The organism is Pseudomonas sp. ADAK2 TE3594, assembly GCF_053628675.1.
Genome location: NZ_JBRJGV010000001.1, coordinates 3,954,657 through 3,980,956, shown reverse-complemented (window position 1 = coordinate 3,980,956; position 26,300 = coordinate 3,954,657). Strand labels below are relative to the sequence as shown.

The window sequence follows — 26,300 nt, the reverse complement described above, 5'->3', positions numbered from 1 at the left end:
GGAACAACGCGTGCAAGAGTTAATCGAGTCGGTAGGACAACTTTCGGCTAAGCAAAGAAAGGCTCTGGCGGTTCTGCTCAAGCAGAAAGGCGTCAACCTTTTTGACATTGCCCCGGTTTTCAAGCGCACGGCTGAAGAACCGTTGTTGCTGTCCTACGCTCAACAGCGCCAGTGGTTTCTCTGGCAATGGGCGCCGCACAGCGCGGCCTACAACATTCCCACGGCCCTGCGCTTGCAGGGCCCACTGGATGTGGCCGCGTTGCAGCGCAGCGTCCAGGCGCTGATTGAACGTCACGAAACCTTGCGCACGGTGTTCACTCAAGACGCCGGGCAACCCTTGCAAACGATCCTGCCCGCAGGATCGTTTGCCCTGGATATTCACTCACTGAGCTCTGAGCTGGCGGCAAACCAGGAGGCGTCGATCCAGGCCTTCGTCCAGACCCAGAGCCAGCAAGCTTTCGATTTGCAGACCGGCCCGCTGTTGCGCGCGGCCCTGCTGCAAGTCACCCCGCAGGATCACGTGCTGGTGCTGACCCTGCACCACATCGTGTCGGACGGTTGGTCGTTGCAGGTGATGATCGAGGAGCTGGTGCAGTTGTATGCCGGTTTCAACCTCGGGCATGACGCCGGGCTGCCGGCCTTGCCGATTCAATACGCTGACTACGCCCTGTGGCAGCGGCAATGGATGGAGGCCGGTGAACAGGAACGTCAACTGGCCTACTGGCAACAAAAGCTCGGCGGCGAGCAGCCGGTGCTGGAGTTGCCCACCGACCGTGCGCGTCCGGTGGAACAGAGCTTTGCCGGGGCCAGCCATAACCTGATTCTGGACCCGACGCTGAGCGACAGCCTCAAGGCCTTCGCCCGACGGGAAAACGTCACGCTGTTCGTGCTGTTACTGGCCTCGTTCCAGGCCTTGTTGCACCGCTACAGCGGCCAGGCCGACATCCGTGTCGGTGTGCCGGTGGCCAACCGCGGACGCGTGGAGATCGAGCGTCTGATCGGTTTCTTCGTCAACACCCAGGTGCTCAAGGCGGATGTCGACGGGCAAGCCAGCTTCGTCGATCTGCTACGCCAGGTTCGGCAAACCGCCCAGGAAGCCCAGGCACACCAGGACCTGCCGTTCGAACAACTGGTGGAAGCCCTGGAACCAGGCCGCAGCCTGAGCCACAGCCCGTTGTTCCAAGTGATGTTCAATCACCAGGCCGAAAGCCGGATCAGTGTCGAGACGCGGTTGAATGGTTTGAGTATCGAACCGGTGGAATGGCAAAGCGCAACCGCGCAGTTCGACCTGGTGCTGAACACCACCGAACAGGCCCATGGCATTGAAGCGGTGCTCAAATACGCCACCGACCTGTTCGAGCCTACGACCATCGAGCGCCTGGCGCAGCATTGGCGCAACCTGCTGCGGGCGATCGTTCAGGACCCGACCCAGCGCATTGCCCAGCTGCCGGTGCTCGATGACGCGCAGCAACAGCAACTCCTCGCGCACTGGAACCCGAGCCCGGTGGTGCATCCGGTCAGCCAGTGCATTCATCAGTTGATCGAGGCTCAGGCCGAGCGTCATCCGCAGGCGCCAGCGGTGGTGTTCGCCGGGCAACGACTGACGTATGCCGAACTCAATCGCCAGGCCAACCAATGGGCGCATCTGCTGATCGCCCGTGGCGTCGGCCCCGATGTGCGGGTGGGCGTGGCGGTGGAGCGTTCGCTGGACATGATCGTTGCCATTGTCGCCGTGCTGAAGGCCGGTGGCGCTTATGTGCCGCTGGACCCGAGCTACCCCGACGACCGTTTGCGCTACATGATCGAGGACAGCGGGATCGAGCTGTTGCTGACCCAGGGCCACCTGTTGGCGCAGCTGCCGATTCCACCGGGGCTAGCGTGTCTGGATTTGAATCAACCACCGCAGGACAGCAGCACGGCCAATCCGCCATGCCTGACCACTGCGGACAACCTCGCGTATGTGATTTACACCTCTGGTTCCACCGGCAAGCCCAAAGGCGCATTGCTGCCCCATGGCAATGTCATTCGCCTGTTCAGCGCCACCGATCACTGGTTCGGTTTCGGTCCCGAGGACAGTTGGACGCTGTTCCATTCCTACGCGTTCGATTTCTCGGTCTGGGAAATCTTCGGTGCGCTGCTCCACGGCGGCAAACTGGTGGTGGTGCCCCACGACGTCACCCGGTCGCCGGAAGAGTTCTACACCTTGCTCTGTGATGAACAAGTCACCGTTCTGAACCAGACGCCGTCGGCGTTCAAACCGCTGATGCAAGTGGCCAGTGCCTCGTCGCGCAACCATGCGCTGCGTTACGTGGTGTTTGGTGGCGAAGCGCTGGAAGTGCAGAGCCTGCGCCCATGGTTCGAGCGTTTCGGCGACCGCGCGCCGACCCTGATCAACATGTACGGCATCACTGAAACCACCGTGCATGTGACCTACCGCCCGCTGTCCATGGCGGACTTGCAGCAGACCCACAGCAGCCCGATCGGCGAGCCGATTGTCGACCTGTCGTGGTACTTGCTCGATGACGCGCTGAACCTGGTGCCCCAAGGGTGCATCGGCGAGTTGTACATCGCCGGGGCGGGGCTCGCGCGCGGGTATCTGAACCAGCCAGGCATGAGCGCCACGCGGTTCGTGCCGGATCCGTTCAACCCTGTGGCCGGCGAACGCCTGTACCGCACCGGCGACCTGGCGCGGCTGCGCGGTGACGGGGTGATCGAGTACATCGGCCGTATCGACCATCAAGTGAAGATTCGCGGTTTTCGTATCGAGCTGGGAGAAATCGAAACCCAATTGCTCAAGCATGACGCGGTGCGTGAAGCCGTGGTGCTGGCGGTCGAAGGGCTCAGTGGGCAGCAACTGGCGACCTGGATTGTGCCGAGCGAGCCACTGGACGCGGAGGCCCATGCCGGCTTGCGCGATTCGATCAAGGCGCAATTGCGTGAAAGCCTGCCGGACTACATGGTGCCGGTCAGCTGGGTGTTCCTCGAACGCCTGCCGCTGACGGCCAACGGCAAGCTCGATCGCAAGCAACTGCCCAACCCCGATGTGAGCCTGGTGCAAGAAGCTTACGCGGCACCGCGCAGCGAACTCGAACAGCGTTTGGCCGAGATCTGGCAGGACGTGCTGAAAGTCGAGCGGGTCGGGCTCAACGACAATTTCTTTGAACTGGGCGGCGATTCGATCATCTCGATTCAGGTGGTCAGTCGGGCGCGTCAGGCGGGCATCCGTTTCTCGCCCAAAGACATCTTCCAGCACCAGACCGTGCAACGCCTGGCCACCGTCGCGCAGCAGAGCGATGCGGTGCAGGCGATGCAAGGGGATGTGCTCGGCGCGGCCGTGCTGACGCCGATTCAACAGTACTTCTTCGCCACCGACATTCCCCTGCGTCAGCACTGGAACCAGTCGATCCTGCTGACCCCGGCCGAACCTCTGCAAGCGGCTGCGCTGGAGCAGGCCCTGGAACATCTGCAACGGCATCACGATGCCTTGCGTCTGCGCTATCGCCAGGCCGCAGGTGGCTGGGCGCAAGAACATGCCGCCGTCGATCAGCCGAACGCACTGTTGCGCACTGTGGCGTTGTCAGACAGCGAAGCGTTGCCAGCGCTGTGCCTGGAGCTGCAGCGCAGCCTGAACCTGAGCGATGGCCCGTTGATCCGCGCGGCCCTGGTGGACTTGCCCGACGCCAGCCAGCGACTGCTGTTGGTGATCCATCACCTGGTGGTTGATGGTGTGTCGTGGCGGATCCTGCTCGAAGACCTGCAAACCGCTTATCAGCAACTGAGCGCTGACACACCGTTGCGCCTGCCGGCCAAGACCACGGCGTTCAAGGATTGGGGCGAACGCCTGCAAGGCTATGCGCGCAGCGCCGGGTTGGAAGCCGAGCTGGATTACTGGCGCGAGCAACTGGCCGAAGCGCCGGCAGACTTGCCGCTGGACAACCCTGATGGAAAACTGCAGAACCGTTTCGAGCGCAGCGTCGATACGCGTCTGGATGCCGAACGCACCCGGCAATTGCTGCAACAGGCACCGGCGGTGTATCGCACCCAGGTCAACGATTTGCTGTTGACCGCACTGGCCCGGGTTTTGTGTGAGTGGACCGCCTCCGACAGTACCTTGGTGCAGCTCGAAGGGCATGGCCGCGAAGACCTGTTCGACGACCTCGACCTGAGCCGTACCGTGGGTTGGTTCACCAGCATGTTCCCGGTGCGCCTGACTCCGCAGGCCAGCCTCGAAGCGTCCATCAAGGGCATCAAGGAACAACTGCGCTCGATCCCCAACAAAGGCATCGGCTTTGGCTTGCTGCGTTATCTGGGCAGCGACGCTGCGCAGGCAGCCCTGAGCGGCGTGTTCCAACCCAAGGTGACGTTCAACTACTTGGGGCAGTTCGATAACAACTTCGACGAGGGCGCCCTGTGGGTGCCGGCCACCGAAGACAAGGGCGCCGGTCAGGACGAACAGGCGCCGATGAGCAACTGGCTGACCATCGACGGCCGCGTCTACCAAGGGCAATTGAGCCTGACCTGGACCTACAGCGGCGACGTGTTCGAAGAGGCGACCATCAACGCCCTGGCCCGCGCTTATGAAGTGGCGCTGGGCGAGTTGATCGACCATTGCTTGAATCATCCGAGCGGCGGCCTGACGCCGTCCGATGTGCCGCTTGCCGGGTTGTCCCAGGCGCATCTGGACAGCTTGCCAATCGCCGCGCAGCGGATCGAGGACATTTACCCGCTGGCGCCAATGCAGCAGGGCATTCTGTTCCACAGCCTGTACGACGCCGATGCCAGCGCTTACGTCTATCAGATGCTGCTGGATATCGATGGTCTGGATGTACCGCGCTTCCAGCAAGCGTGGCAGCGAGTGGTGGATCGTCATGAAGTGCTGCGCGCCGGTTTCATCTGGGGCCGGGACGGCCTCGATACACCACTGCAAGTGATCAATCGCCAGCTGACCCTGGAAATGCCGGAAGTGGATGTGCGTGCCGAACCGGACCTGCTGGCCGTGCTTGAGGCCCGTGCCTTGGCTGATCGCGAACGCGGTTTCGACTTGCAGAATCCACCGCTGCTGCGCCTGTGCCTGCTGCGCACCGCCGATGATCGTCATCGCCTGATCTTCACCTGCCACCACATTCTCATGGATGGGTGGAGCAACTCGCGGATGTTTGGCGAAGTGCTGCAGGATTACGCCGGGCATCCGGTGCCGAGTGCCCAGGGCCGTTATCGCGACTTCCTGGCCTGGCTGCAACGCCAGGACAAGGACGCGGCGCAAGCCTTCTGGCGGGGGCAGTTGACCGAACTGGATGAACCGACGCGGCTGGCCTCGGCCTGCCACGGGCAAACCGTGCCCGGCCCTGGCAAAGGCGTGCATAAGCTGACCTTTGACGCAGCCTTTACCCAGCGCCTCAATGGTTTCTCGCGCCAGCAGCAAGTGACGCTTAACAGCCTGGTGCAAGCCGCGTGGCTGCTGGTGTTGCAGCGCTACACCGGCCAAAGCAGCGTCGCGTTTGGCGCGACGGTGTCCGGTCGCCCGGTGGACCTGCCGGGTATCGAGCAACAGTTGGGCCTGTTCATCAATACCCTGCCGGTGATCGCCAGCCCGCAAGCGACCTGCAGTGTCCGCGACTGGGTGCGCAGCGTGCAGGACAAAAACCTGCTGCTGCGCGATTACGAACAGACGCCGTTGCAAGACATCCAACGCCTGGCCGCGCTCAACGGCGAAGCGTTGTTCGACACCTTGCTGGTGTTTGAAAACTACCCGGTGTCCGACACCCTGGAGGCCAATCCAGGTGGACTGCGTTTCAGCGGTCTCGAACATCGCGAGCAAACCAACTACGGTCTGACACTGATCGCCGGTGCTGGTGAAGTGTTGAGCCTGGACTTCAACTACCTCACCGAGCACTTCGCCGAGCGCAGCGTTGTCGGCCTGGCGGCTCATCTGGAAGAAGTGCTGCGCCAGTTCCTCAACGCGCCGCAACGCTTGCTGGGCGAGATCGGCTTGTTGCCGGCGACCGAGCTGCGCACCCTGGCCGAATGGAATGACCATCATGCGGCGTACCCGGCCCAGGCGTTGATCCATCAGGGCTTCGAAGCCCAGGTCGAAGCGCGGCCACAGGCGATTGCCTTGCGCCATGCCGGTGCTGGTTTGACCTATGCCGAACTCAATCGCCGCGCCAATCAACTGGCCCGTCATCTGCAAACCCTGGGTGTCGGTGCGGAAATCCGCGTGGGCGTGGCGATGCCTCGTTCCGCCGAACTGGTGATTGCCCTGATGGCGGTGCTCAAGGCTGGTGGCACCTACGTGCCGCTGGATCCGGACTACCCGGCGGATCGCCTGGCCTACATGCTCGACGACAGTCAGGCGCGAGTGTTGCTGACCCAGCCGCATTTGCTGTCGCAATTGCCCGAGACTCAGGCGCAAGTGGTGTGGGTCGAGGCGGGTGGTCAGGCCTTCGCTGACCTGGCATCGCACAACCTTGAGGGCGGGATTGATTCTGCCAACCTGGCGTATGTGATTTATACCTCCGGTTCAACCGGTAAACCGAAGGGCGTGGCGATTGCTCATCGCAACGTGCAGGCGCTGATTCATTGGTCGCACGAGGTGTACAGCGAAGAGGACCTGCAAGGCGTGCTGGCCTCGACCTCGGTGTGCTTCGACCTGTCGGTATGGGAGATTTTCGTCACCCTGGCCCGCGGCGGCTCGATCATCATGGCGCGCAACGCCCTGGAATTGCCGGACCTGCCGGAGCGCGATCAGGTGCGCCTGATCAACACCGTACCATCGGCCATCGCGGCCTTGCAGCGCGCCGGGCAGATCCCTTCAGGTGTGCGCATCATCAATCTCGCCGGGGAACCGCTCAAGCAAGCGCTGGTGGATACCCTGTACCGCGAGACCTCGGTCGAGCACGTTTACGATTTGTACGGGCCGTCGGAAGACACCACCTATTCGACCTGCACCCGTCGCGAAGCCGGCGGTCAGGCGAACATCGGCCGGCCGCTGGTGAACACCACCGCGCACTTGCTCGATGCCCAATTGCAGGCCGCGCCGATTGGGGTTGCCGCCGAGTTGTACCTGGCCGGTGACGGCATTACCCGTGGTTATCTGTTCCGCCCGAGCCTCACCGCCGAACGCTTTGTGCCCAACCCGCTGGCCAGCAATGGCGAGCGGATGTACCGCACCGGCGACCTGACCCGTTTTCGTGAAGATGGTGCAATCGAATACGTCGGCCGCATCGATCATCAGGTCAAGGTGCGCGGGTTCCGTATCGAACTGGGTGAAATCGAAGCGCGATTGCTGGCTCACGACAGCGTGCGCGAAGGCGTGGTGCTGGCGGTGGAAGGCCATAGCGGCCAGCAACTGGTGGCCTATGTGGTGCCGGCGCAGTCTGACCTGAGCCCGCAACAGCAGGACGATCTGAGCGAAGCGCTCAAGGCCGGGCTCAAGGCGCATCTGCCGGATTACATGGTGCCGGCGCAATGGCTGTTCATCGAACAATTGCCGCTGACCCCCAACGGCAAACTCGACCGCAAGGCGTTGCCGACCCCGGACGCTAACCCATTGCAGCGCGATTACGTGGCACCGCGCACTGCACTGGAGCAGCAGATTGCCGGGATCTGGCAAGACATTCTGAAACTCGAGCGAGTCGGCGTGACCGACAACTTTTTCACCCTGGGCGGCGACTCGATCATTTCCATTCAGGTGGTGAGCCGGGCGCGTCAGCAGGGCATCAGTTTCACGCCCAAGGATCTGTTCCAGCAGCAGACCGTCCAGGGGCTGGCCACTGTTGCGCAGCTCGGCAAAGTCCTGGCGCCAACCGATCAAGGCCCGGTGACAGGTGAGACACCGTTGCTGCCGATTCAGCAATGGTTCTTCGAACAACCCTTGCCGCAGCGTCATCACTGGAATCAGTCGGTGCTGCTCAAACCGTTGAACCCTCTGGTGGCCGCGACGTTTGAGCAGGCCTTGCACACGCTGATCGATCATCACGACGGCCTGCGCCTGGGCTTTACCCAAACCCCAGGCAGCTGGTCGGCGAGCTATCGGACCGTGGAACAACAGCGCCTGTCACCGTTGTGGCTGGAATCGGTCAGTGACGCCGCCCAACTGGAACGCGTCGCCGAACAAGCCCAGCGCAGCCTGGATCTGCAACAAGGCCCGTTGTTGCGCGCGGTGTTGTTCGATTTGCCTGAGGGCGAGCAGCGCTTGTTGTTGATCGTTCATCACCTGGTGGTCGATGGGGTGTCGTGGCGGATCCTGCTGGAGGATTTGCAGGGCAGCTACCGCCAGTTACTGGCCGGCGAACCGTTGGCATTGGCGGCCAAGACCACGTCCTTCAAGCATTGGGCGGAGCAGTTGCAAACTCATGCCCGCAGTGAATCGCTGCTTGGACAACTGCCTTACTGGCAGGCGCAGCGCCCGGACGGCGCGCCGCTGCCGCAAGATAACCCCCGGGGCAGCCTGCAGAGCCGCCATGCCTTGACGCTTTACAGTCGCCTGAACCCGACCTTGACCCGACGACTGCTGCAACAGACCCCGGCGGCTTACCGCACACAGGTCAACGACCTGTTGCTGACGGCGCTGGCACGGGTGATCACCCGTTGGAGCGAACAGTCGTCGGTACTGATTCAGCTCGAAGGCCATGGTCGTGAAGATTTGTTCGACGGCCTCGATCTGACCCGCACAGTCGGCTGGTTCACCAGCCTGTTCCCGGTCAAATTGACCCCGACCCAGGCGCTGGCCGGCTCGATCAAGCAAATCAAGGAGCAACTGCGCGCAATTCCGGATCGTGGCATTGGTTACGGTGTGCTGCGTTATCTGGGGGACGAGGCTTGCCAGGCGTCGCTGCGAACCCTGCCGACACCGCGTATCACCTTCAACTACCTGGGCCAGTTCGACGGTAGCTTCGATAGCCAGAGCGGTGCCTTGTTTGTGCCGGCCGATGAGGTCAAGGGCGCAGAGCACAGTCACGATGCGCTGCTGGGTAACTGGCTGACGCTCAATGGCCAGGTGTACGGCGGCGAGTTGAGTGTCGGCTGGTCGTTCAGCACGCAGATGTTCAACGCCTCGACCATCGAACGCCTGGCCGAGGAATACGCCCGGGAACTGGAACTGCTGATCGAGCATTGCTGCCAGCCGGACAGCCACGGCGTCACGCCGTCGGACTTCCCGTTGGCGCATCTGGATCAGGCCCGACTGGACGCCTTGCCGATAGCCCCGTCCCGGATCGAAGACATTTATCCGCTGTCGCCGATGCAAGAGGGCATGCTGTTCCACACCTTGTCGGACAATGGTTCGAGCCTGTACGTCAATCAGATCAGTTTGCCGGTGGGCGGTCTGGATATTGAGCGTTTCCGCAAGGCTTGGGAGGCGGTCATCGAGCGTCAGGCTATCCTGCGCACCAGCTTCCATTGGCACGATGGCTTGGCCAAACCGCTGCAAATTGTCCAGCGTCAGGCGACGCTCGATTTGCAGGTGCTCGACTGGCGCGATCGCGACGTCAGCGAGGCGGACATCGCCGCGCGGGCCGCCGAGGACCGCGCGCGAGGCTTCGAGCTGACCCATGCGCCACTGCAGCGAGTATTGTTGATTCGCAGCGCTGAAGATCAGTACCAGATGGTCTGGACCAGTCACCACATCTTGATGGACGGCTGGAGCAGCTCGCGCCTGTTTGGTGAGGTGATCCAGCACTACGCCAAGGGTGAAATCAGCGCTGAAAACGGCCGCTACCGCGACTTCATCGCCTGGTTGCAAGCCCAGGACCAGGACGCCCGGGAGCTGTTCTGGAAAGCCCGGCTGGCCCCGGTCAACGAGGCGACGGCGTTGAGCCAGGCCATCCATCCACGGCATGTGTCCGATGAACCCGGCCACAACGCCATTTACTCCCATTGGGACGCGCAACAGACCGGTCGTCTGCTGCAGTTCTGCCGCGATCTGCGGATTACCCCGAACACCTTGATCCAGGGCGCATGGTTGCTGCTGTTGCAGCGCTACACCGGGAAAAACACCGTGACCTTTGGTGCCACGGTGTCCGGGCGTCCCGAGAGTTTGCCCAGTGTCGGCAACATGCTGGGGCTGTTCATCAACACCTTGCCGATCATTCAGACGCTGGAACCGGATCAGCCTCTGGCAGACTGGCTGAACCGGATCCAGGCCTACAACCTGGATATCCGCGACCATTCCCAGGCTCCGTTGGCGGACGTGCAACGCTGGTCCGGCCTGGGCGGGCAGGCGCTGTTCGACAGCATCATCGTGTTTGAGAACTACCCGATCGACGACCGCCTGCAAGAAGACAACGATAGCGGCCTGAGCTTCGGCAAATCCATCGGTCATGACGTGACGAACGTGCCGATGGACCTGGCGGTGACGCTCGGCGACGAATTGTCGATTGAATACCTGTACCTGCGCAGCCACTTCAGTGCCGAGGCGGTGGAGGGTATCCGCCTGACGCTGGAAAACACCCTTGAGGCGATGATGCGCGCGCCTGACGAACGCCTGGGTAACCTGCAGCGCCTGTCGCTTGAACAATGGCAGGCGATGCAAACCTGGAGCGCCGAGCCGCCAGCGGATCATCAGCCGCAACTGTTGCCGGAGCTGATCAGCCGACACGCACTGACTCAGCCCGAGGCCATTGCGGTGCAATGCGCCGGGCGGAGCCTGAGCTACGGTGAACTGGAGCGACGGGCCAATCGTCTGGCCCATTGCCTGATCGAACATGGTGCGGGGCCGGAGGTGGTGATCGGCGTGGCACTCCCACGTTCGCTGGAAATGGTCGTCAGCTTCCTCGCCGTGCTCAAAAGCGGCGCGGCGTATGTGCCGTTGGACATTGATTATCCGCCGGAGCGTCTGGCGTACATGATCGAAGATTCGGGCATGGCGCTGCTGTTGACTCAGAGCAGCCTGCGGACGACGTTACCGGCGCCTGAGGGCCTGTTGCGCCTTGAGCTGGATCAGCTCGACGAATCCCGTTATGCCGATGAGGCGCCGGTGTGCCGCGTGCTGGAGCAAGGGCTGGCTTATCTGGTTTACACCTCGGGTTCCACCGGCCGGCCAAAAGGCGTGGCGGTTACCCAGGGACCCCTGAGCATGCACTGTCAGGCCATCGCCAAACTGTATGAAATGGACACCCGCAGTTGCGAGCTGCACTTCATGTCGTTCGCTTTCGACGGTGCCCATGAGCGCTGGTTGAGTACGCTGTACAGCGGCGGCCGGCTGGTGGTGCGGGACGGTTGCCTGTGGACGCCGGAGCAGACTTATCAGGCGCTGCACGAGTACGGCGTGACCATCGCCTGCTTCCCGCCGGCCTACCTCAAGCAACTGGCCGAGTACGCCGCAGCCAGCGGTATCGCACCGCCACCGGTGCGCATCTACTGCTTCGGTGGCGATGCGGTGCCGGACCAGACCTTCGAACAGGTCAAGGCGGCGCTGCGTCCCGAGTACTTCACCAACGGCTACGGCCCGACGGAAACCGTGGTTACCCCGATGCTGTGGAAAGTGCCGGTGAGCCAGCACTGTGAAGCGGCTTATGCGCCGATCGGCCGGGCGGTGGGGGCACGTTCCCTGTATGTGCTGGATGAAGAACTGAATCCGCTGCCGCCCGGTTTTGCCGGCGAGTTGTACATCGGTGGCTACGGGGTTGCCCGTGGTTATCACGGTCGGCCAGACCTGACCTGCGAACGCTTCGTGCCCAATCCGTTTGCCAGCGGCGAGCGGCTGTACCGCACCGGCGACCTGGTGCGCTTGCGCCAGGACGGCGTGGTCGATTACGTCGGCCGCATCGACCATCAGGTCAAGGTGCGCGGGTTCCGCATCGAGCTGGGTGAAGTCGAGGCCAGCCTGCGGCAACTGGCGCAGGTCCGCGACGCCCTGGTGATCGCCCGGGACAATGCCTCCGGCAAGCAACTGATCGGTTATGTCGTCACCGACGCCGGCCAGCAGCTGGGTGATGAGCTCAAGGCCGGTCTGCGCAGCACTTTGCCTGAATACATGGTGCCGGCGCAGATCGTTTGCCTCAGTGCCTTCCCGATCACCCCCAACGGCAAGCTCGACCGCAAGGCATTGCCCGAGCCGGAGTTCAAAAGCGAGGAATACGTTGCCCCGCGCAATCAGCAGGAACAACTGCTGGCGGACATCTGGGCGCAGGTGTTGCAGGTGGAGCAGGTCGGTATCAGCGACAACTTCTTCGAACTGGGCGGCGACTCGATCCTGAGCCTGCAAGTGATTTCCCGGGTCAGGAACCACCCGACCCTGCAGATGGACCTCAAGCTGCGCGATCTGATGCGCTACCAGACCATCGCCGGTATCGTCGAACAGGACGTGGTCAAGGCGGGCACCGCACAACCGTCGGTGGACCTCACCCATGTGGCCAGCGAGGGGTTGTTCAATCTGCTGCCGATTCAGGAGTGGTTCTTTGCCGAGGGCATGGCCGAATCTCATCACTACAACCAGTCGTTTTTGCTGAGTGCGCGTCAGACGCTGGATCTGGATGCCCTGGAACAGGCGCTGGGCTGGATCGAAAACCACCACGACACCTTGCGCCTGCGCTTCTGTCAGGAAGGCGGGCGCTGGTTGCAGCGCTATGCCGTACCGACCGAGCGCCGCGAGCCGGTGTTGTGGCGCCGCGAGGTCGAGAACAGTGAGCAGGTCGAAGCCTTGGCCAACCTGACTCAGCGCAGCCTCAAACTCGACGATGGACCGGCCTGGCGTGTGGTGCACATCGCCTTGCCGGACGGCCAGGCGCGGCTGTTGATGGTCATCCACCATCTGGTGGTCGACACCGTGTCGTGGCGGATTCTGCTCGACGACTTGAAGGTGGCCTATGAGGCTTGCGTGATGGGCATCGAACCGCAATTGCCGATCCGCACCAGCAGCTATCGTGCGTTTGCCGAAGCGTTGCAGGCGCAGGCGCCGGTGATTGCCGAGCAGGAATTGGGCTACTGGCTGGAGCAACTGGATCAGCCGGGTATCGACCTGCCGTGCGACAACCGTCGCGGCAAGAATCAGGTGCGTCACCAGGCTCAGGCGCGGCTCAAGTTGTCTCGCGAGCACACCGAGCAGTTGCTCAAGCAGGCACCAGCGGTCTATCGCACGCAGATCAACGATTTGCTGCTGTCGGCCCTGAGCCGAGCGTTGTGTCGCTGGAGCGAACAGCCGTCGGCGCTGATTTTGCTGGAAGGGCACGGCCGCGAGGACCTGTTCGAGAACATCGACCTGAGTCGCAGCCTGGGCTGGTTCACCAGCATGTTCCCGGTCCGGCTCACCCCCGACAGCGCGGACATCGGCGCGTCGATCATCAACGTGCAAGCGCAGTTGGCGGCCATCCCGCAGAAGGGCATCGGCTATGGCGTGTTGCGTCACCTGGCCGGCCCGCAACTGGCCCGCCAGTTGGCTGATCTGCCGCAGGCACGGGTGACGTTCAACTATCTGGGGCAGTTCGACCAGAGCTTCGACGAGCAAGCCTTGCTGGTGCCGGCGCTGGAAGACACCGGTGACAACTACAGCCTGCAGGCCAATCTGGGCAACTGGCTGGAGATTGTCGGCCAGGTTTACGACGGTCAGTTGGCGCTGCGTTGCATCTACAGCAGCCAGCGTTATCGGGCCAGCACCCTGGAGCGGCTCATGCAGGATTATCAGCGCGAGCTTGAGGCGTTGATCGAGCATTGCATGGCGCGGATTTAATCATTGCCGGGGGGCGTTGCCGAGGTGCGCCCCTTTTTTGCTGACGCCCTTTTTGCGGATAGAAGGATTTTTTCGATGTCGCTACACCCTGATCTGGAAGCCTTCCTCGACCTGGCGCAAGACGGCCAGGACGCAGGCCAGCCAGCGCTGCATCAACTGACCCCGGCCGAGGCGCGGGCGATCTTCGAACAAACCACCGCGCAATTGCGCTGGAATGCCCCTCAGGATATTGATGTGCTGGAGGTCAACACCACGGCACGGGACGGTGCGCCGCTGGCGTTGCGTTTGTATCGCCCGAACGGGGCGACGGCGCCGATGCCGGCACCGATGCCGGTGCTGGTGTATTTCCATGGCGGTGGTTTTGTAGTGGGTAGCCTGGATTCCCATGACGGAGTCTGCCGCGAATTCTGCCGGCGTACGCCGTGCGCGGTGTTGTCGGTTGGCTATCGGCTGGCGCCGGAGCATCGCTTCCCGACCGCGCTGGAGGACGGTGAAGACGCCTTGTCCTGGCTGGCGGAACAGGCGCTGGCCCTGGGGCTGGATGCCGGTCGCGTCGCGTTCGGCGGTGACAGTGCCGGTGCCACGCTGGCGACGGTGCTGGCCTTGCAAGCGGTGGTTCAGCCACACACCGTGGCCATCGTCCCCAAGGTGCAGCTGCTGTGTTATCCGGTCACTGATGCGTCGCGCACCCACGATTCGCGTTTGTTGTTCAGTGAGGGGTATCTGCTGGAGAACGACACGCTGGACTGGTTTTACCAGCACTACGCCCGCAGCCCCGAAGATTTGCTGGACTGGCGCTTCTCGCCGTTGCTGGCTGAGGACTTGCGCGGGGTTGCGCCGGCGATTGTGTTGCTGGCCGGGTTCGATCCGTTGCTCGATGAAGGCCAGGCCTACGTCGATAAACTGCGCGCGCAGGGGGTGAGTGTCGAACTCGAACATTGCCCGGGGCTGACTCATGACTTGCTCAGATTGGCCTCGGTCATGCCGGATGTGTTGGGTGTGCATGAAAGCTTGAGTCGGGCGCTGAGTCGGCATTTGGGTTGAGCATGGAAACTGCGGGGTAGTGTTATGTTGATCGTTCCCACGCTCCGCGTGGGAATGCCTCAACGGACGCTCTGCGTTCGGCTCTGGAAGGGACGCGGAGCGTCCCGGGCTGCATTCCTTTGCTGCGCGTGGGAACGATCATCCTCGCTAGCCTCGCGGATCGAAGTTATCCAGCACCCTATTCACCGCTAATTCCCCAAGCATCACCACCTGCTGAATCCCCAACATCATGTTGCGATGTGGCATGTCCATCAATCCGGCGAACTCGCTGAGCATCATGCTCGCTGACGCCAGGGTTTCGCAGGCGTTGACCAGCAGGGTTTCGTTATCGACCTTTGCACCCACATGGTAAATGGTGCTGGGTTTGCGCTTGGTGTCTTTGGGGATGGGCGGTTTGAGGTGGTAATCGAGGGCGCGGTCGGCGGCTTCGTTGAGTTTTTTCGAATCGAGGGATTCGTAGGGGGATGCTGGGTCGGTTTCAGGTGGGTTGGGTGTAGGTTTGAACATGGTGAAGCTCCTATAAGAAATGGAGCCACCAAGACTTGTCGCTAAACAAGTAAGGGTGGCGGCTGCACGCAGGTTAGCGAACCGGTCATAGGCACCCGGCAGACTCAAAAGTCTCCCGCATACAGCCGCCATAACGTAATTGCAGTGTAAGAAAAGCTGCAGCGAAGCCTGGAACGCTGATGCACCTAGAATGATCCGGGTCGCTAAACCCGATCGCTGAATTCGTCAGCGACCAGAAAACGATACAGCCCGGGCCACAGGTGCACTAGCCGGCGGATTCTGGCGCAGTCGTAGGCAACGGCGCAAGAATGTGTAGCCTGAGTGAGTATCTGGAAGTGTCGTTTAAACAGTGCCTGTTTAGCGGTCTGACACCGAGCCTTGTGGTGGCTCAACCGGCCTCATCGCGGGCAAGCCCGCTCCCACAGGTATCTGCTTAGACCAAAGGATTTGTGAACGACACCAATCACTGTGGGAGCGGGCTTGCCCGCGATGAGGCCCGAAAGAACACCCTCAAACCCAGGGTCAAATCACCGGATAAACAAATGCGTCCGCTTTCTCGCTAAAAACCAGTAAGCGTCTGATTAAGTCATCGTTCAAAATTTGGATGATTCTGTAAGTTGACCTGACTTCTGCCTGAGTAGAGGCCACGCTGTCGTCCACCCCTTGGATTTCAAGCGCTTTTGGTACATCGCTTTTTTTTCTTCAGTAAATCGTGCGGGAGATGTCGATGAAACATCATTTGTTTAGCAGTCTCACTTTGGATTTGTAGTGAATGTACCGGCCTCATCGCGGGCAAGCCCGCTCCCACAGGTATCTGCTTAGACCAAAGGATTTGTGAACGACACCGATCACTGTGTGCGGGCTTGCCCGCGATGACGCCCGAAAGAACACCCTCAAACCCCGGATAAACAATACGTCAGCTTTTCCCGCACAAAAAAACGCCCCGCATTGCGGGGCGTTTTCATTGAGGCTGCAATCAGAAGTCAGCCTTGACCGACATCACGAAGTTGCGCGGTTCACCGTAGAAGTTACCCCAACCTTCGGAACCGATCGTGGCGTAGTAGCGCTTGTCGAACAGGTTGTTGCCGTTCAGTGCCACGGACCAGGTGTCGTCGATGCGGTAGCCGATGCGACCGTTCCAGACCGCATAGCCAGCCTGGGTGATGTTGTTGCCGCTGCTCGCCGAGGTGCGGTAGTTGCTGCTTTGGGCATTGACGCCGGCACCGACGGTGACGCGTTCCAGCGGGCCGCTGAGCGCATAGTCGCCCCATACGCGCAGCAGGTGGCGCGGCACATAGGTGTTGTACGACACGCCATCCTGACTGACGTCGGCATCTTCCAGAATCTTGGTCTGGGTGTAGGTGTAGCCGGCGAGCAATTGCAGACGATCGATGACTTCACCGCTGACTTCAGCTTCGAAGCCTTGGGCGCGCACTTTGCCGGAGTTCAGCGAGCAGCTGCTGTCCGGGCAGGCCGGGTCATCCTGGGCTGCGTCTTTCTGGACGGTGCGGAACAGGTTGAAGGAGCTGTTCAGGCGACCGTCGAACCATTCACCTTTGATCCCCAGTTCATAGCTCTGGCCGATCAATGGCTTGAGGGTCGCACCGGTGATGGTCTTGTAGCCGCCTTGCGGGGTGAAGATATCCGCGTAGCTGGTGTAGACGGTCAGGTTGTCGTTGATGTCGAACAGCAGCGCGGCGAACGGGGTGACTTGCCCGGTTTCCTTGGCCTCGGAGCTTGTCGGTGTGCCTTCGCCGCGCCAGAACGAGACGGAGTCGGTTTCGGACTTGTACCAGCTGACGCGGCTGCCCAGTACGAAGGTCAGCGGATCGGCCAGTTTCAGGCGTGCCGTGGAGTAGGCGCCGTATTGCTTGATCCGCATGTCCACCGGACCACCCCGGGAGGCATTGGCCAGGTAATAACTTTCATCCGGCTGGGGCAGGTGATGGTCGGGGTTCAGCACATTCTGGCTCTGAGGCAGGAGGGCCACGGCGTAGAAGTCGTCCTTGCGGGAGCGGCTGGCGTTGGCACCGACGATCAGCTCGTGCTCTTGGCCGAATGCGTCGAACTTGCCGTCCACATAAGCGTCGAGGCCGTAGTCGACCTGATCGTAGTCAAAGATGCTGCCGATCATCGCGGTACTGGTGCTGGTGGCGCCAACCGGTACCGAACCGCTCGGGAAGGCGTATTCCATGTCCTGGGTGTTTTTCGAGTAAACCCCCGCGACCTTCAGCGCCCAGTTGTCGTTGAACTCGTGTTTCAGGTCGCCAAAGTAAGTGGCCCGCTTGCTGCGCTGGTTGTTCCAGGCGGTGTTCAGGCACGTGGAGCGTGAGAGCTTCAGGTCGCTGCCATCGGCGTAGCGCGGCAAGCCGCCCCAGCACGGAGTGGCATCGACGTCTTCATAGGCCATGCCCAGGCCGAGAGTGGTGTAGTCGCTCAGGTCGAAGTCCAGTGCGCCGTAGTAGATCTGGTCCCTGCGCTCGCCCACGTCATAGAAGTACTGACGGGTCTGTTGGGTCACCACGGCCCGGCCACGGATGGTGCCGGCGTCGTTCAGCGGGCCACCGGTGTCGACCTGGCCACGGTAGTTGTCCCAGGTCCCGGCAGACAACGACAGTTGAGTGTGCGGGGTGTCCTGGCCGCGCTTGCGCACGAAGTTCACGCCGCCTGCGGTGCCCCCGGCGCCCTTCATCATCCCGGCCGCACCGCGCAACACTTCGACCCGATCATAGATCGCCATGTCGCTGTTGAAGGCATCGGCCTGCACGTAGCTGCTGCCGATGTCCAGCGGCACGCCGTCGTACTGGTACTGGCCGGTCATGCGGAAACCCCGGGAGTAGAAATACTTGCCGCCCATGGGCGAATCGTAAACGGTGATGCCCGGGGTTTTTTCCATGACCTGTTCGATGGTGTTCAGGTTCTGGTCATCGAGCATCTTGCGCGTGATGACGGTGATCGACTGCGGGGTTTCCCTGAGCGAATGCTCGCCCTTGCCAATGGTCACCGCGCCGGTGGTGTAGGAGTTGCTGCCTTCGGTGGTTGCGCCCAACCGCTGACCGTTGATGCTGGTCGGTGCCAGTTCCATCGCGCTGCCGGTGGCCGGCGCCAGCAGGGTGACCGTGTTGCCGTCGCGCTGATGGCGGATCCCGGTGCCCTTGAGCAGCGCGCTGAGCGAATCATCTTCCTGATAGCGGCCGTTGAGGGCACTGGAGCGCAGGTTCTGGATACTCTCGGGGCTGTAGATGATTTGCAGATTGGTCTGTTGACCGAGGGTCTGCAGCGCCTGAGCCAATGGCTGGGCCGGGATGTTCAGGGTCCATTCCTGAGCCTGGACATAAGGCGTCATGGCCAGGGTCATCGCCAGGCCGAGGCCGGTGGAAGTGATGCGAGAGCGGGTCGTGCTGCTCATTAACAGGGCGCGGGTCAGAGGTCGAAGCATGAAACGGGATGCGGACATGAGGTTAAGACCTTGGCAGGTATAGTTGGTAATGGTTCTTATTCATCTCATTAAGACGAGGAGGCCGCGGCAAACCGGAAAATTAATTTTCCGGTCCAGGGGGAATGCCGGTCATGTAGGAGCCAGCGGTGCGGCGATCCGACTTGCCGGCGAAGGCACTTTCAAGGACGCCTTCGCCGGCAAGCCTGGCTCCTACACGGTCAGGCGGGTTGCAGTTCGCTTTTGACCTTGCCGGCCTCCATGCGCACCAGTTGATCGGCAACGTCGAAGTAGCGGTCATCGTGGGAGATGACGATGATGGTTTTGCCCAAGCGCTTCAGGTCGGGCAGCAGTTCGGTGTAGAAAATGCGGCGGAAGGTCGGGTCCTGATCGGCCGCCCATTCGTCGAACACCAGCACCGGCCGTTCTTCGAGCCAGGCATTGACCAGCGCCAGGCGTTTGCGCTGGCCGGTGGAAAGGTCGGTGGTGCTGAACGCGCCGTCGCGCACGCTGACCTTGTGCGCGATCTCCAGGCGTTCAAGGTAGCGTGTGGCATCCTGGGGCACTTGCCGGTCGCCCTGAATCAGGTCATCGAACAGGTAATAGTCGGCAAATATCGTGGTGAAATTCTGCCGGTAGTCATCGCGGTTGAGGGCGGTGATCGGTTGGTCGTTCACGCGGATTTCGCCTTCGGTGGGCGCATAAAGCCCCAGCAGCAGTTTGATCAGTGTGGTTTTGCCGCAACCGTTTTCACCGACGATGAAGACAATGTCGCCTTGCTCGATGCGCAGGTTGACCGGGCCGAGGCGGAAGGGCTCGCTGCCTTCCACCGGCGGGAAGGCGTAACGCACGTTGCTCAGTTCCAGGCTGTGGACCGGGCCGGGTTTGTGCCCCTGATCCTCCAGCAGCAGGTGCGGTTCCGGGGAGGAAAACTGTTCGCTGAGTTCGGCGATCCGGCGAAACGCAATCTGCGCCCGGCTGATGATCGGCAGGGTGCTGACCAAATGCTCCAGCGGGCCTTTCATGTACAGCAGCACCAACACAAAACCGCTCATCACCGCCTTGTCGGCACTCGGCCAGAACGATTGCAGGGCCAACGCCAGGCCGATGACCACGAAGAACAGCATCGAGCCGAACGACTTGGCAATGACGAAGGTATTGATCGAGTGGATCTGCGTGTCACAGATTTTCTCGGCGGTTTTCTGGATGCCGGACACGAACATCCGCTGACGCCGCGGGCGGTGGATGCGCAACTCCTTGGCCCCTTCGGCGATGGCGTTGTAGTGCTTTTGCAGTTCGTCTTCGGAGTCTCGCGCCGCGTAGAAACCGCGCATGCCCTTGGCCCGGGCGATGGCCTGGATGGTGGTGCCGATGGCGATGGCCACCAGCATCATCAGAAACATCGGCCACGACAGCATGGCCAGGTAGCCGAGGCAACCCAGGGTCACGGTCATGGAAATCGCCAACGGCGCGAAGGCGAAGGCGAAATCGCTGATGGTGTCCACGTCATGGGTCAGCACCGGGATCAACCGGTGGCTGCGGTAGCGCTCGATCTGGTCGATCGGCGCCGACAGCACTTTCTCCCCCAGCTCTTTGCGCAGCCTGGCGATGATGTGCTGACCGACGTAGTTGGTGCCGATGTCGGACACAATCGTGGTCAGTAGCGCCAGCACGCACAGTCCGGCGAAAATCATCACCACGGTGCGGGTCAGGCCGTCAGCGGAGTGCAGGGCATTGTTGATGGTCGCCAGCAACACGGTGACGCTCAGGCCACCGATCATGCCGAGCACGATGGACACAGAGACAATCAGGCGGAAGGGCTTGAGCAGGGCGAACAATTCGTTGATCGCCCCACGCGTAGGCTTGGTCATGGAGGATTCCTTTCGACACGGAGGGAGTGCCGGTACTTAAGGAAAACGAATGGTCGGGGATTTTATTTAAACGGTTGCGGAGGGTAATTGCCGGTTAGTCACAAGACCTGCGGCGAGCGAAATCCCTGTGGGAGCGGGCTTGCCCGCGAAAGCGGTGTGTCAGGCGACTTAGATGTTGACTGTAGCGCCGTCATCGCGGGCAAGCCCGCTCCCACAGGTTTCGCGGCTGGACTTACCGGCATCGGTTCAAGCCCCTCGCAACAAAGGATTCAGAGCTCTCGCACTACGCGAAACCCCAGCCAGTCGCCGCTGCTGGTGGGCAGGCTGCTGTTGCGATTGCCGGAGCGGGAAAACACCGGCGCCTCGCCCCAGTCGTTGCCGCGCATGACCTGGCGTTTGCAGTTCTGCTCCAGCCACGGGCTGCCGTCGCTGGGCACGCCGACATAGTCTTCGCGGTAGCAGTCGGCGACCCACTCATAAACATTGCCGTGCATGTCGAACACGCCAAAGGCGTTGGCCGGGAAAGTGCCCGCCGGGGAGGTGAAGTTGTAGCCGTCGGCGGCGCCGTAGGTGTTGGCGTTTTTGGAGATCTGGTAGTCGGCGCCTTCATCGAACGCGAACGGGAAAGACCCGGTACTGCCGGCGCGGGCGGCGTACTCGCGGATCGACTCGCTGGGCATGCGATAGGCATGACCGGTTTTCTTCGACAGCCAGGCGATGTAGCCCTCGGCTTCGGCCACGTTCATGCACACGGCCGGGTGGCGTGCGGTCTGTTTGAAGCTCGGTTTGCCGGCCGTACAGCGACGGCCCGGGCGATCATCGAAGTCGGCGGGGGTGTTGCCGGTGGCGCGCGTGTACGCGTCCCATTCGCCGGCCAGCACCTGGAAGCGACTGATGGCGAAAGGGCGGGTGAAGGTCACTTCATGCAGCGGACCTTCATCGGGCTGGCGGCCGACTTCATCCTCTGGCGTGCCCATGGTGTAGCGGCCGGCGGGCAGCACGACCATTTCCGGACAGTCCTTGCAGTCCTTGAACACCTTGCCGGGGGCGGGCGGGTTCGCGGCCTGGGCGGTGCCGGGCAGCAGGCCGGCGAGCAGTGCGGTCAGCGCCAGGGCCGATAGGGTTCGCAGGGCGGAAGGTGTGTGGGGCGTATTCATAAGTCGTCTCGGTTAAAGGAAAACAGTGCCTCACCGCGAAAGTTCACGCGGAGCGCTTTTTGCCCAGCACGTCGATGAAGCGGTCCACCTCGGCTTCGGTATTGAGCAGGCCGGGCGCGGTGCGGATCACCGGGCCGACGTCGCGGCTGACGGCATCGCTGACAATCCGGTTGTGCATCAGGTGAGCGGCCACGGCATCGCAGTCCTGACCCTTGACCCGGAAGAAGCTGAACCCCGCCGAAAACTTCGGATCGACCGGGGTGACCAGCTCGATACCCGGTTGCTCCAGCAAGCGCTGTTTCAGGTAACTGTTGAGTTGATGGATGCGCGTCTGCACGTCGGCCTTGCCCAGTTCCAGGTGCAACTTGAATGCTTCGTCCACGGCCCAGCGATGTTCGAAGGCGTGATAGCCGCCCGGGGACATGGTGGTGGAAAAGGTCGTGGCTTCGGAGAAGGTCGGCACGCTCGGGCTGACGTACTTGAGCTCTTCGCTGCGGCTGCAAACGATGCCGGTGCCACGGGGGCCGAACATCCATTTGTGGGTGCCGGCAATGAAGAAGTCGCAGTTCATCGCCGGGAAACTCAGGTCTTCGACGCCGAAACCATGCACGCCGTCGACCACATAAACAATCCGGTCCTTGTCGTCGCGCTGGCGATTATGTTCATCGACGAGTCCGGCGATGTCGCTGATCGGCAACTTCACGCCACTGCCCGAGTGCACCCAGGTCATGCCCAGCACGCGGGTCTCGGGGCGGATGTTGCGGTTGATGGTATCCAGCACTTGGTCGGCCGAGATCGACTGTGGCTGCTCGAACAACTGAATCTTGCGCACCCGGGTGCCATCGCGCTGGTTGCGAAAATTCAGGATGTTGTTCGTGGAGTAATGCTCGTGAATCGTGGTGAGGATTTCCTGATCGGCGCGCACTTGCACGCCGCCATAAATCATCGCCAGGCCCTCGGTGGTGCTGCCGGTGAGGGCGATCTGTGTCGGCTTGGCCTGCAAATACCGACCGGCCCAGAGCCGCACGTTCTCTTCGCGCTGATGGGTCACGCCCAGGTCCCAGTCCATGGCCAGCCCGGGATTCAGGTCCAGCGCGGCACGGTGACGGGCGATGGCCTCGCGCACCGGTTTGGGGTGGGAGGTCACCAGAAAATTGGCGAAGTGAATGTAGTTCGGGTCCTGGTCGAACAACTGATGCAATTGCGCCCATTTGTCCCGGGGCAGGGTTTGCGATTGCGCGGCGGCGGCCGGAGGGGCGAGGCTGGCAGCCAACGGCAGGCCGGCGGCGAGGATCCCGGCCTGTTTCAGAAAGGTCCGACGGTCATTCATGGCTTGACTGGTTCCTGGCGAGAAATCAGCGTGGGCTTCGCGGCTTTTTGCACCTGTTCCCAGACCCGCAGGAAGTTGCCGCCCCAGAGCTTGGCGATGTCTGCTTCGGAATAACCGCGCTGGATCAATTCGGCGGTGACGTTGCGGATTTCGCCGACATTTTCCCAGCCCTTGATGCCGCCACCGTCGTTGAAGTCCGAAGCGATGCCGACGTGGTCGATGCCGACCTTGCGCACGGTGTAATCGATGGCGTCGCCGAGGTCCTTGAGCGTGGCCTTGGGTTCCTCCTCAAGAATGGCGTACAGACCGCTGGCGTATTGACCGAGCTTTTGTTCGGACCAGGCGGTGATGATCGGGTCGCCGGGCATCAGCGCCATCGCCAGGTTGGGCAATGGCGGCAAATCGAAACGTGTGCGCAGGGCGTTGAGTTTGTCCTGTGTGCCTTGGGTCAGCGGTTTGAGGTATTGCGAGAAACCGACCACCTGCACCACGCCACCGCTGTTCTTGATCAGCTGCAACTCTTTGTCGCTGAGATTGCGCGGGATGTCCACCGAGGCCCGTGGTGCCGAGTGCGAGGCCACCATCGGCGTGCGGCTCAGTTGTGCCACTTGCTCCAGGCCTTTGGTCGACATCTGCGACACATCGATGATCACGCCCAGATCGTTGAGGCGCTGCACCGCTTGTTTGCCGATGTCCGACAACCCGTCGAGGGCATCGGGGGAGTCGTTGAAAAACGGCAGCGGTCGTGACGAATCGGCCCAGCTGTTGTTGCCGATGTAGCTGAAACCGAACATGCGCATGCCACGGGCGGCCCACAGGTCCAGTTTGCTCAGGTCATTGCCCAGCGGGTAGGCGTTGAGCATGCTGATGAAAATCGCAAACTTGCCTTCACCGTGCAGGCGCCGGAAGTCGTCGGGGGTGTAGGCGATGCCGACTTGATTGGGAAAGTCGCGCACAAGGCCAGAGATGATTTTGTAGCGCACTTCCTGCTGGTTGCGTGCTTCTTCGACGAAACCGTCAGTGGGCCTGTGCGGCGCGTTCGGGCCGTTCCACATTTCCGGCCAGCCGAAGACCGTCAGGGCCGCGCCGGACAGTCGGCCACGGTTGGCCTTGATCAAATCGAACTGGCCGGAACCGTCCTTGTCGGCCTCGTTGCCGTGGGCGCCGAAACTCAGGGGGACGGTGATGTGGCTGTCGAAGGAAAGGATCCGCTCCTGCAGTTCGGTGGCCTGTTTCATGACCTTGACCGGGTAACCGGGGTTGTCCTTGAACCCGTAATCCCAAGCCAGCCAGCCTGCGCCGGCACTGATGGCCAAGGCCAGTGGCAGGCCGAGGTACAGGGCCTTTTTCGAACGTGTTTTTGTCATCGCCATCTCAGTCAGGTTCGCCGTTGAGTTGCAGGCGCAGGGGCCTTTGCTATCTGGGAAGAACGAGTGACCGACAGAAAAAATTAGCGGCTTGTGCGATTCCCTGTAGTGAGGGAGCTCTCCACAAGGGTGTGTCCGGTGCGCTTAAATTTCCCCCCACAACAAACGTTCTAGCTTGGATAAAGCCTGCTTCATGGCTGACACAGGTAGGGCAATGACGATTTCTCGACGCTGGTTCATGGCGGGCCTGGCGCTCACGAGCGCTGCGGTGCCTGCCGCTTTTTATGCACATCGTGAGTTGACCCGGGAAAAGGAACCGATCACGCCAGGGGAGGCCATGGTTGACTTGGCCAGCACCGCCGGGCAGCAACTGGCCGACAGCTTGCGCGGAGTCTGGGACATTCGTTTTGTCGGCAGCGATGCCGGGCTTGATGGCTTGCCGCAGGATGGGCTGGAGCTGTTTCTCGACATCGCCCACCGTGGACGAGGGTTGCGCGGCTACCTGGACACCGGCACTCACCTGCGCGGGGAAGGGGTGCCGCGCTATCAGGTGATCGGCGATCTGGCGCCGGCTAATGGCGCCGAACTGTACTGGCGGCTGATGCGCACCGACGCCTCGTTGGTGGCACCAGTGTATGAGTTCAAGGCTAAGCTCGATGAGGTTTGGGCCGCTTTCGGCAACGCTGGCAGCGGTACGTTCAACGGCCAGGTGCTGAGCCTGAATCGCCCATTGGGTTTACCCGAACTCGACAACCGCTTTATCGCCATCAAGCGCCGTTTTCCCGAAGCGCGGGAGCGGACGGCCCTCAATCCGACATTTCTGGCGTGGCTGGTATCCCCCGAACATCGATTGTTTCATCAGCTCTGGCACGCCTCCCGAGACAAATGGCACAAGCTCTCGGAGAAAAAACGCGAAGCGTTGCGCGGTATCGGCTGGCAACCCGGCCCACGAGACAAGGAGCGTGACGCTCGCGGGCCGCGCAAGGACCGCAACGGTTCGGGCATCGATTTCTTCTTCATGCACCGGCACATGCTCGGCACCGCCCGGTCCATGCAGGATTTGCCGTCATGGCCGGCATTCCCTCTGCCGCAGCCGGAACTCGAGCGTGATCGCCAGGGCTTCGCGCGCTATTTCGACAATCACGATGGCAATGCCTTGCCGCCGACCTGGTTGACCGAAGGCGACGACGAATACACCAAGTGGGTCAGCGATATCAAAGCCGCAGAGACCTATCACAGCAACTTCCAGGTCTGGGAGTCGCAGTACCGGGATCCGCGTTACCTGTCGAAACTGACCCTCGGCCAGTTCGGTTCGGAGGTCGAGTTGGGCCTGCACGATTGGCTGCACATGCGCTGGGCCTCGGTGGCTCGGGATCCGTCCAACGAGATACCGGTGCCGATGGCTCGGGATCAGGCCGATTTCGCGGCGCGTTGGTATGCCCCGGAAAACGATTTTCTCGGCGATCCGTTTTCGTCCCACGTCAATCCGGTGTTCTGGCGTTTCCACGGTTGGATCGACGATCGCATCGAAGACTGGTTCCGCGCCCATGAACGTTTTCACCCAGGCGAATTGAGCCGCCTGGAGGTCAACGGCGTGCCGTGGTTTGCGCCAGGGCGTTGGGTGGAAGTCGGCGATCCGTGGCTCGGGCCGGACACCCACGGTTGCAGCACGACGCCGGGTCTGCAGGTGGGGCGTTCGGTGGAGATGGACCCGGAAACCATGAAGCTGGCGTTGCGTATCACCTTTGGCGATGAAGACAACATGAGTGACCTGTTGCGCAAAGTGCCGCGACGGCCGTGGTATGCGCGGCATTTGAAGGTCAAGGGATGGCCGGTTTAATAGACCGCATTATCGTTCATTCGCGGGCAAGCCTCGCTCCCACAGGATCCGGGCTGGACACAATGTTTGTGTACGACGCCGA

General features: G+C 61.8%; 9 protein-coding genes. 3 read left to right on the top strand and 6 right to left on the bottom strand.

The features are described 5' to 3' along the window. Positions 1-10 precede the first annotated feature (10 nt). Together AB7M22_RS17580 and AB7M22_RS17575 are read left to right on the top strand one after the other, a co-directional pair. On the top strand, positions 11-13,666 hold the full coding sequence (locus tag AB7M22_RS17580; RefSeq protein WP_454187251.1) for a non-ribosomal peptide synthase/polyketide synthase: 13,656 nt from the start codon (positions 11-13) through the stop codon (positions 13,664-13,666). A 75-nt stretch (positions 13,667-13,741) separates the two neighbouring features. Continuing rightward, positions 13,742-14,710 carry an alpha/beta hydrolase gene (locus AB7M22_RS17575; RefSeq protein ID WP_454187250.1) on the top strand — a complete coding sequence of 323 codons (969 nt, stop codon included), beginning with the start codon at positions 13,742-13,744 and terminating at the stop codon, positions 14,708-14,710. A 147-nt stretch (positions 14,711-14,857) separates the two neighbouring features. Here the strand turns inward: AB7M22_RS17575 and AB7M22_RS17570 are convergent, their stop codons facing one another. The 6 genes from AB7M22_RS17570 to pvdM form a co-directional block, all read right to left on the bottom strand. Next, positions 14,858-15,217 carry a DUF6124 family protein gene (locus AB7M22_RS17570; protein ID WP_454187249.1) on the bottom strand — a complete coding sequence of 120 codons (360 nt, stop codon included), beginning with the start codon at positions 15,215-15,217 and terminating at the stop codon, positions 14,858-14,860. Positions 15,218-16,193: 976 nt separating this feature from the next. Then, a complete protein-coding gene (locus AB7M22_RS17565) occupies positions 16,194-18,674 on the bottom strand; it encodes a TonB-dependent siderophore receptor (protein WP_454187248.1) in 2,481 nt (826 codons plus the stop codon). 200 nt (positions 18,675-18,874) lie between these two features. Beyond that, positions 18,875-20,524, bottom strand: a complete 1,650-nt coding sequence (locus AB7M22_RS17560) for a cyclic peptide export ABC transporter (protein ID WP_454187247.1) — start codon at positions 20,522-20,524, stop codon at positions 18,875-18,877. A gap of 269 nt (positions 20,525-20,793) precedes the next feature. Next, complete coding sequence (gene pvdO / locus AB7M22_RS17555) at positions 20,794-21,681, bottom strand: dihydropyoverdine dehydrogenase (RefSeq protein ID WP_454187246.1); 888 nt, start codon at positions 21,679-21,681, stop codon at positions 20,794-20,796. 43 nt (positions 21,682-21,724) lie between these two features. Next, on the bottom strand, positions 21,725-23,011 hold the full coding sequence (pvdN, locus tag AB7M22_RS17550; protein ID WP_454187245.1) for a pyoverdine-tailoring periplasmic protein PvdN: 1,287 nt from the start codon (positions 23,009-23,011) through the stop codon (positions 21,725-21,727). Next, complete coding sequence (gene pvdM, locus AB7M22_RS17545; RefSeq protein WP_454187244.1) at positions 23,008-24,378, bottom strand: pyoverdine-tailoring dipeptidase-like protein PvdM; 1,371 nt, start codon at positions 24,376-24,378, stop codon at positions 23,008-23,010. Before pvdM ends, pvdN begins: the two co-directional genes overlap by 4 nt. A gap of 214 nt (positions 24,379-24,592) precedes the next feature. Here pvdM and pvdP point away from each other — a divergent pair, with 214 nt between their 5' ends. Beyond that, complete coding sequence (gene pvdP / locus AB7M22_RS17540) at positions 24,593-26,218, top strand: pyoverdine maturation tyrosinase PvdP (protein ID WP_454187243.1); 1,626 nt, start codon at positions 24,593-24,595, stop codon at positions 26,216-26,218. Positions 26,219-26,300: the final 82 nt, after the last annotated feature.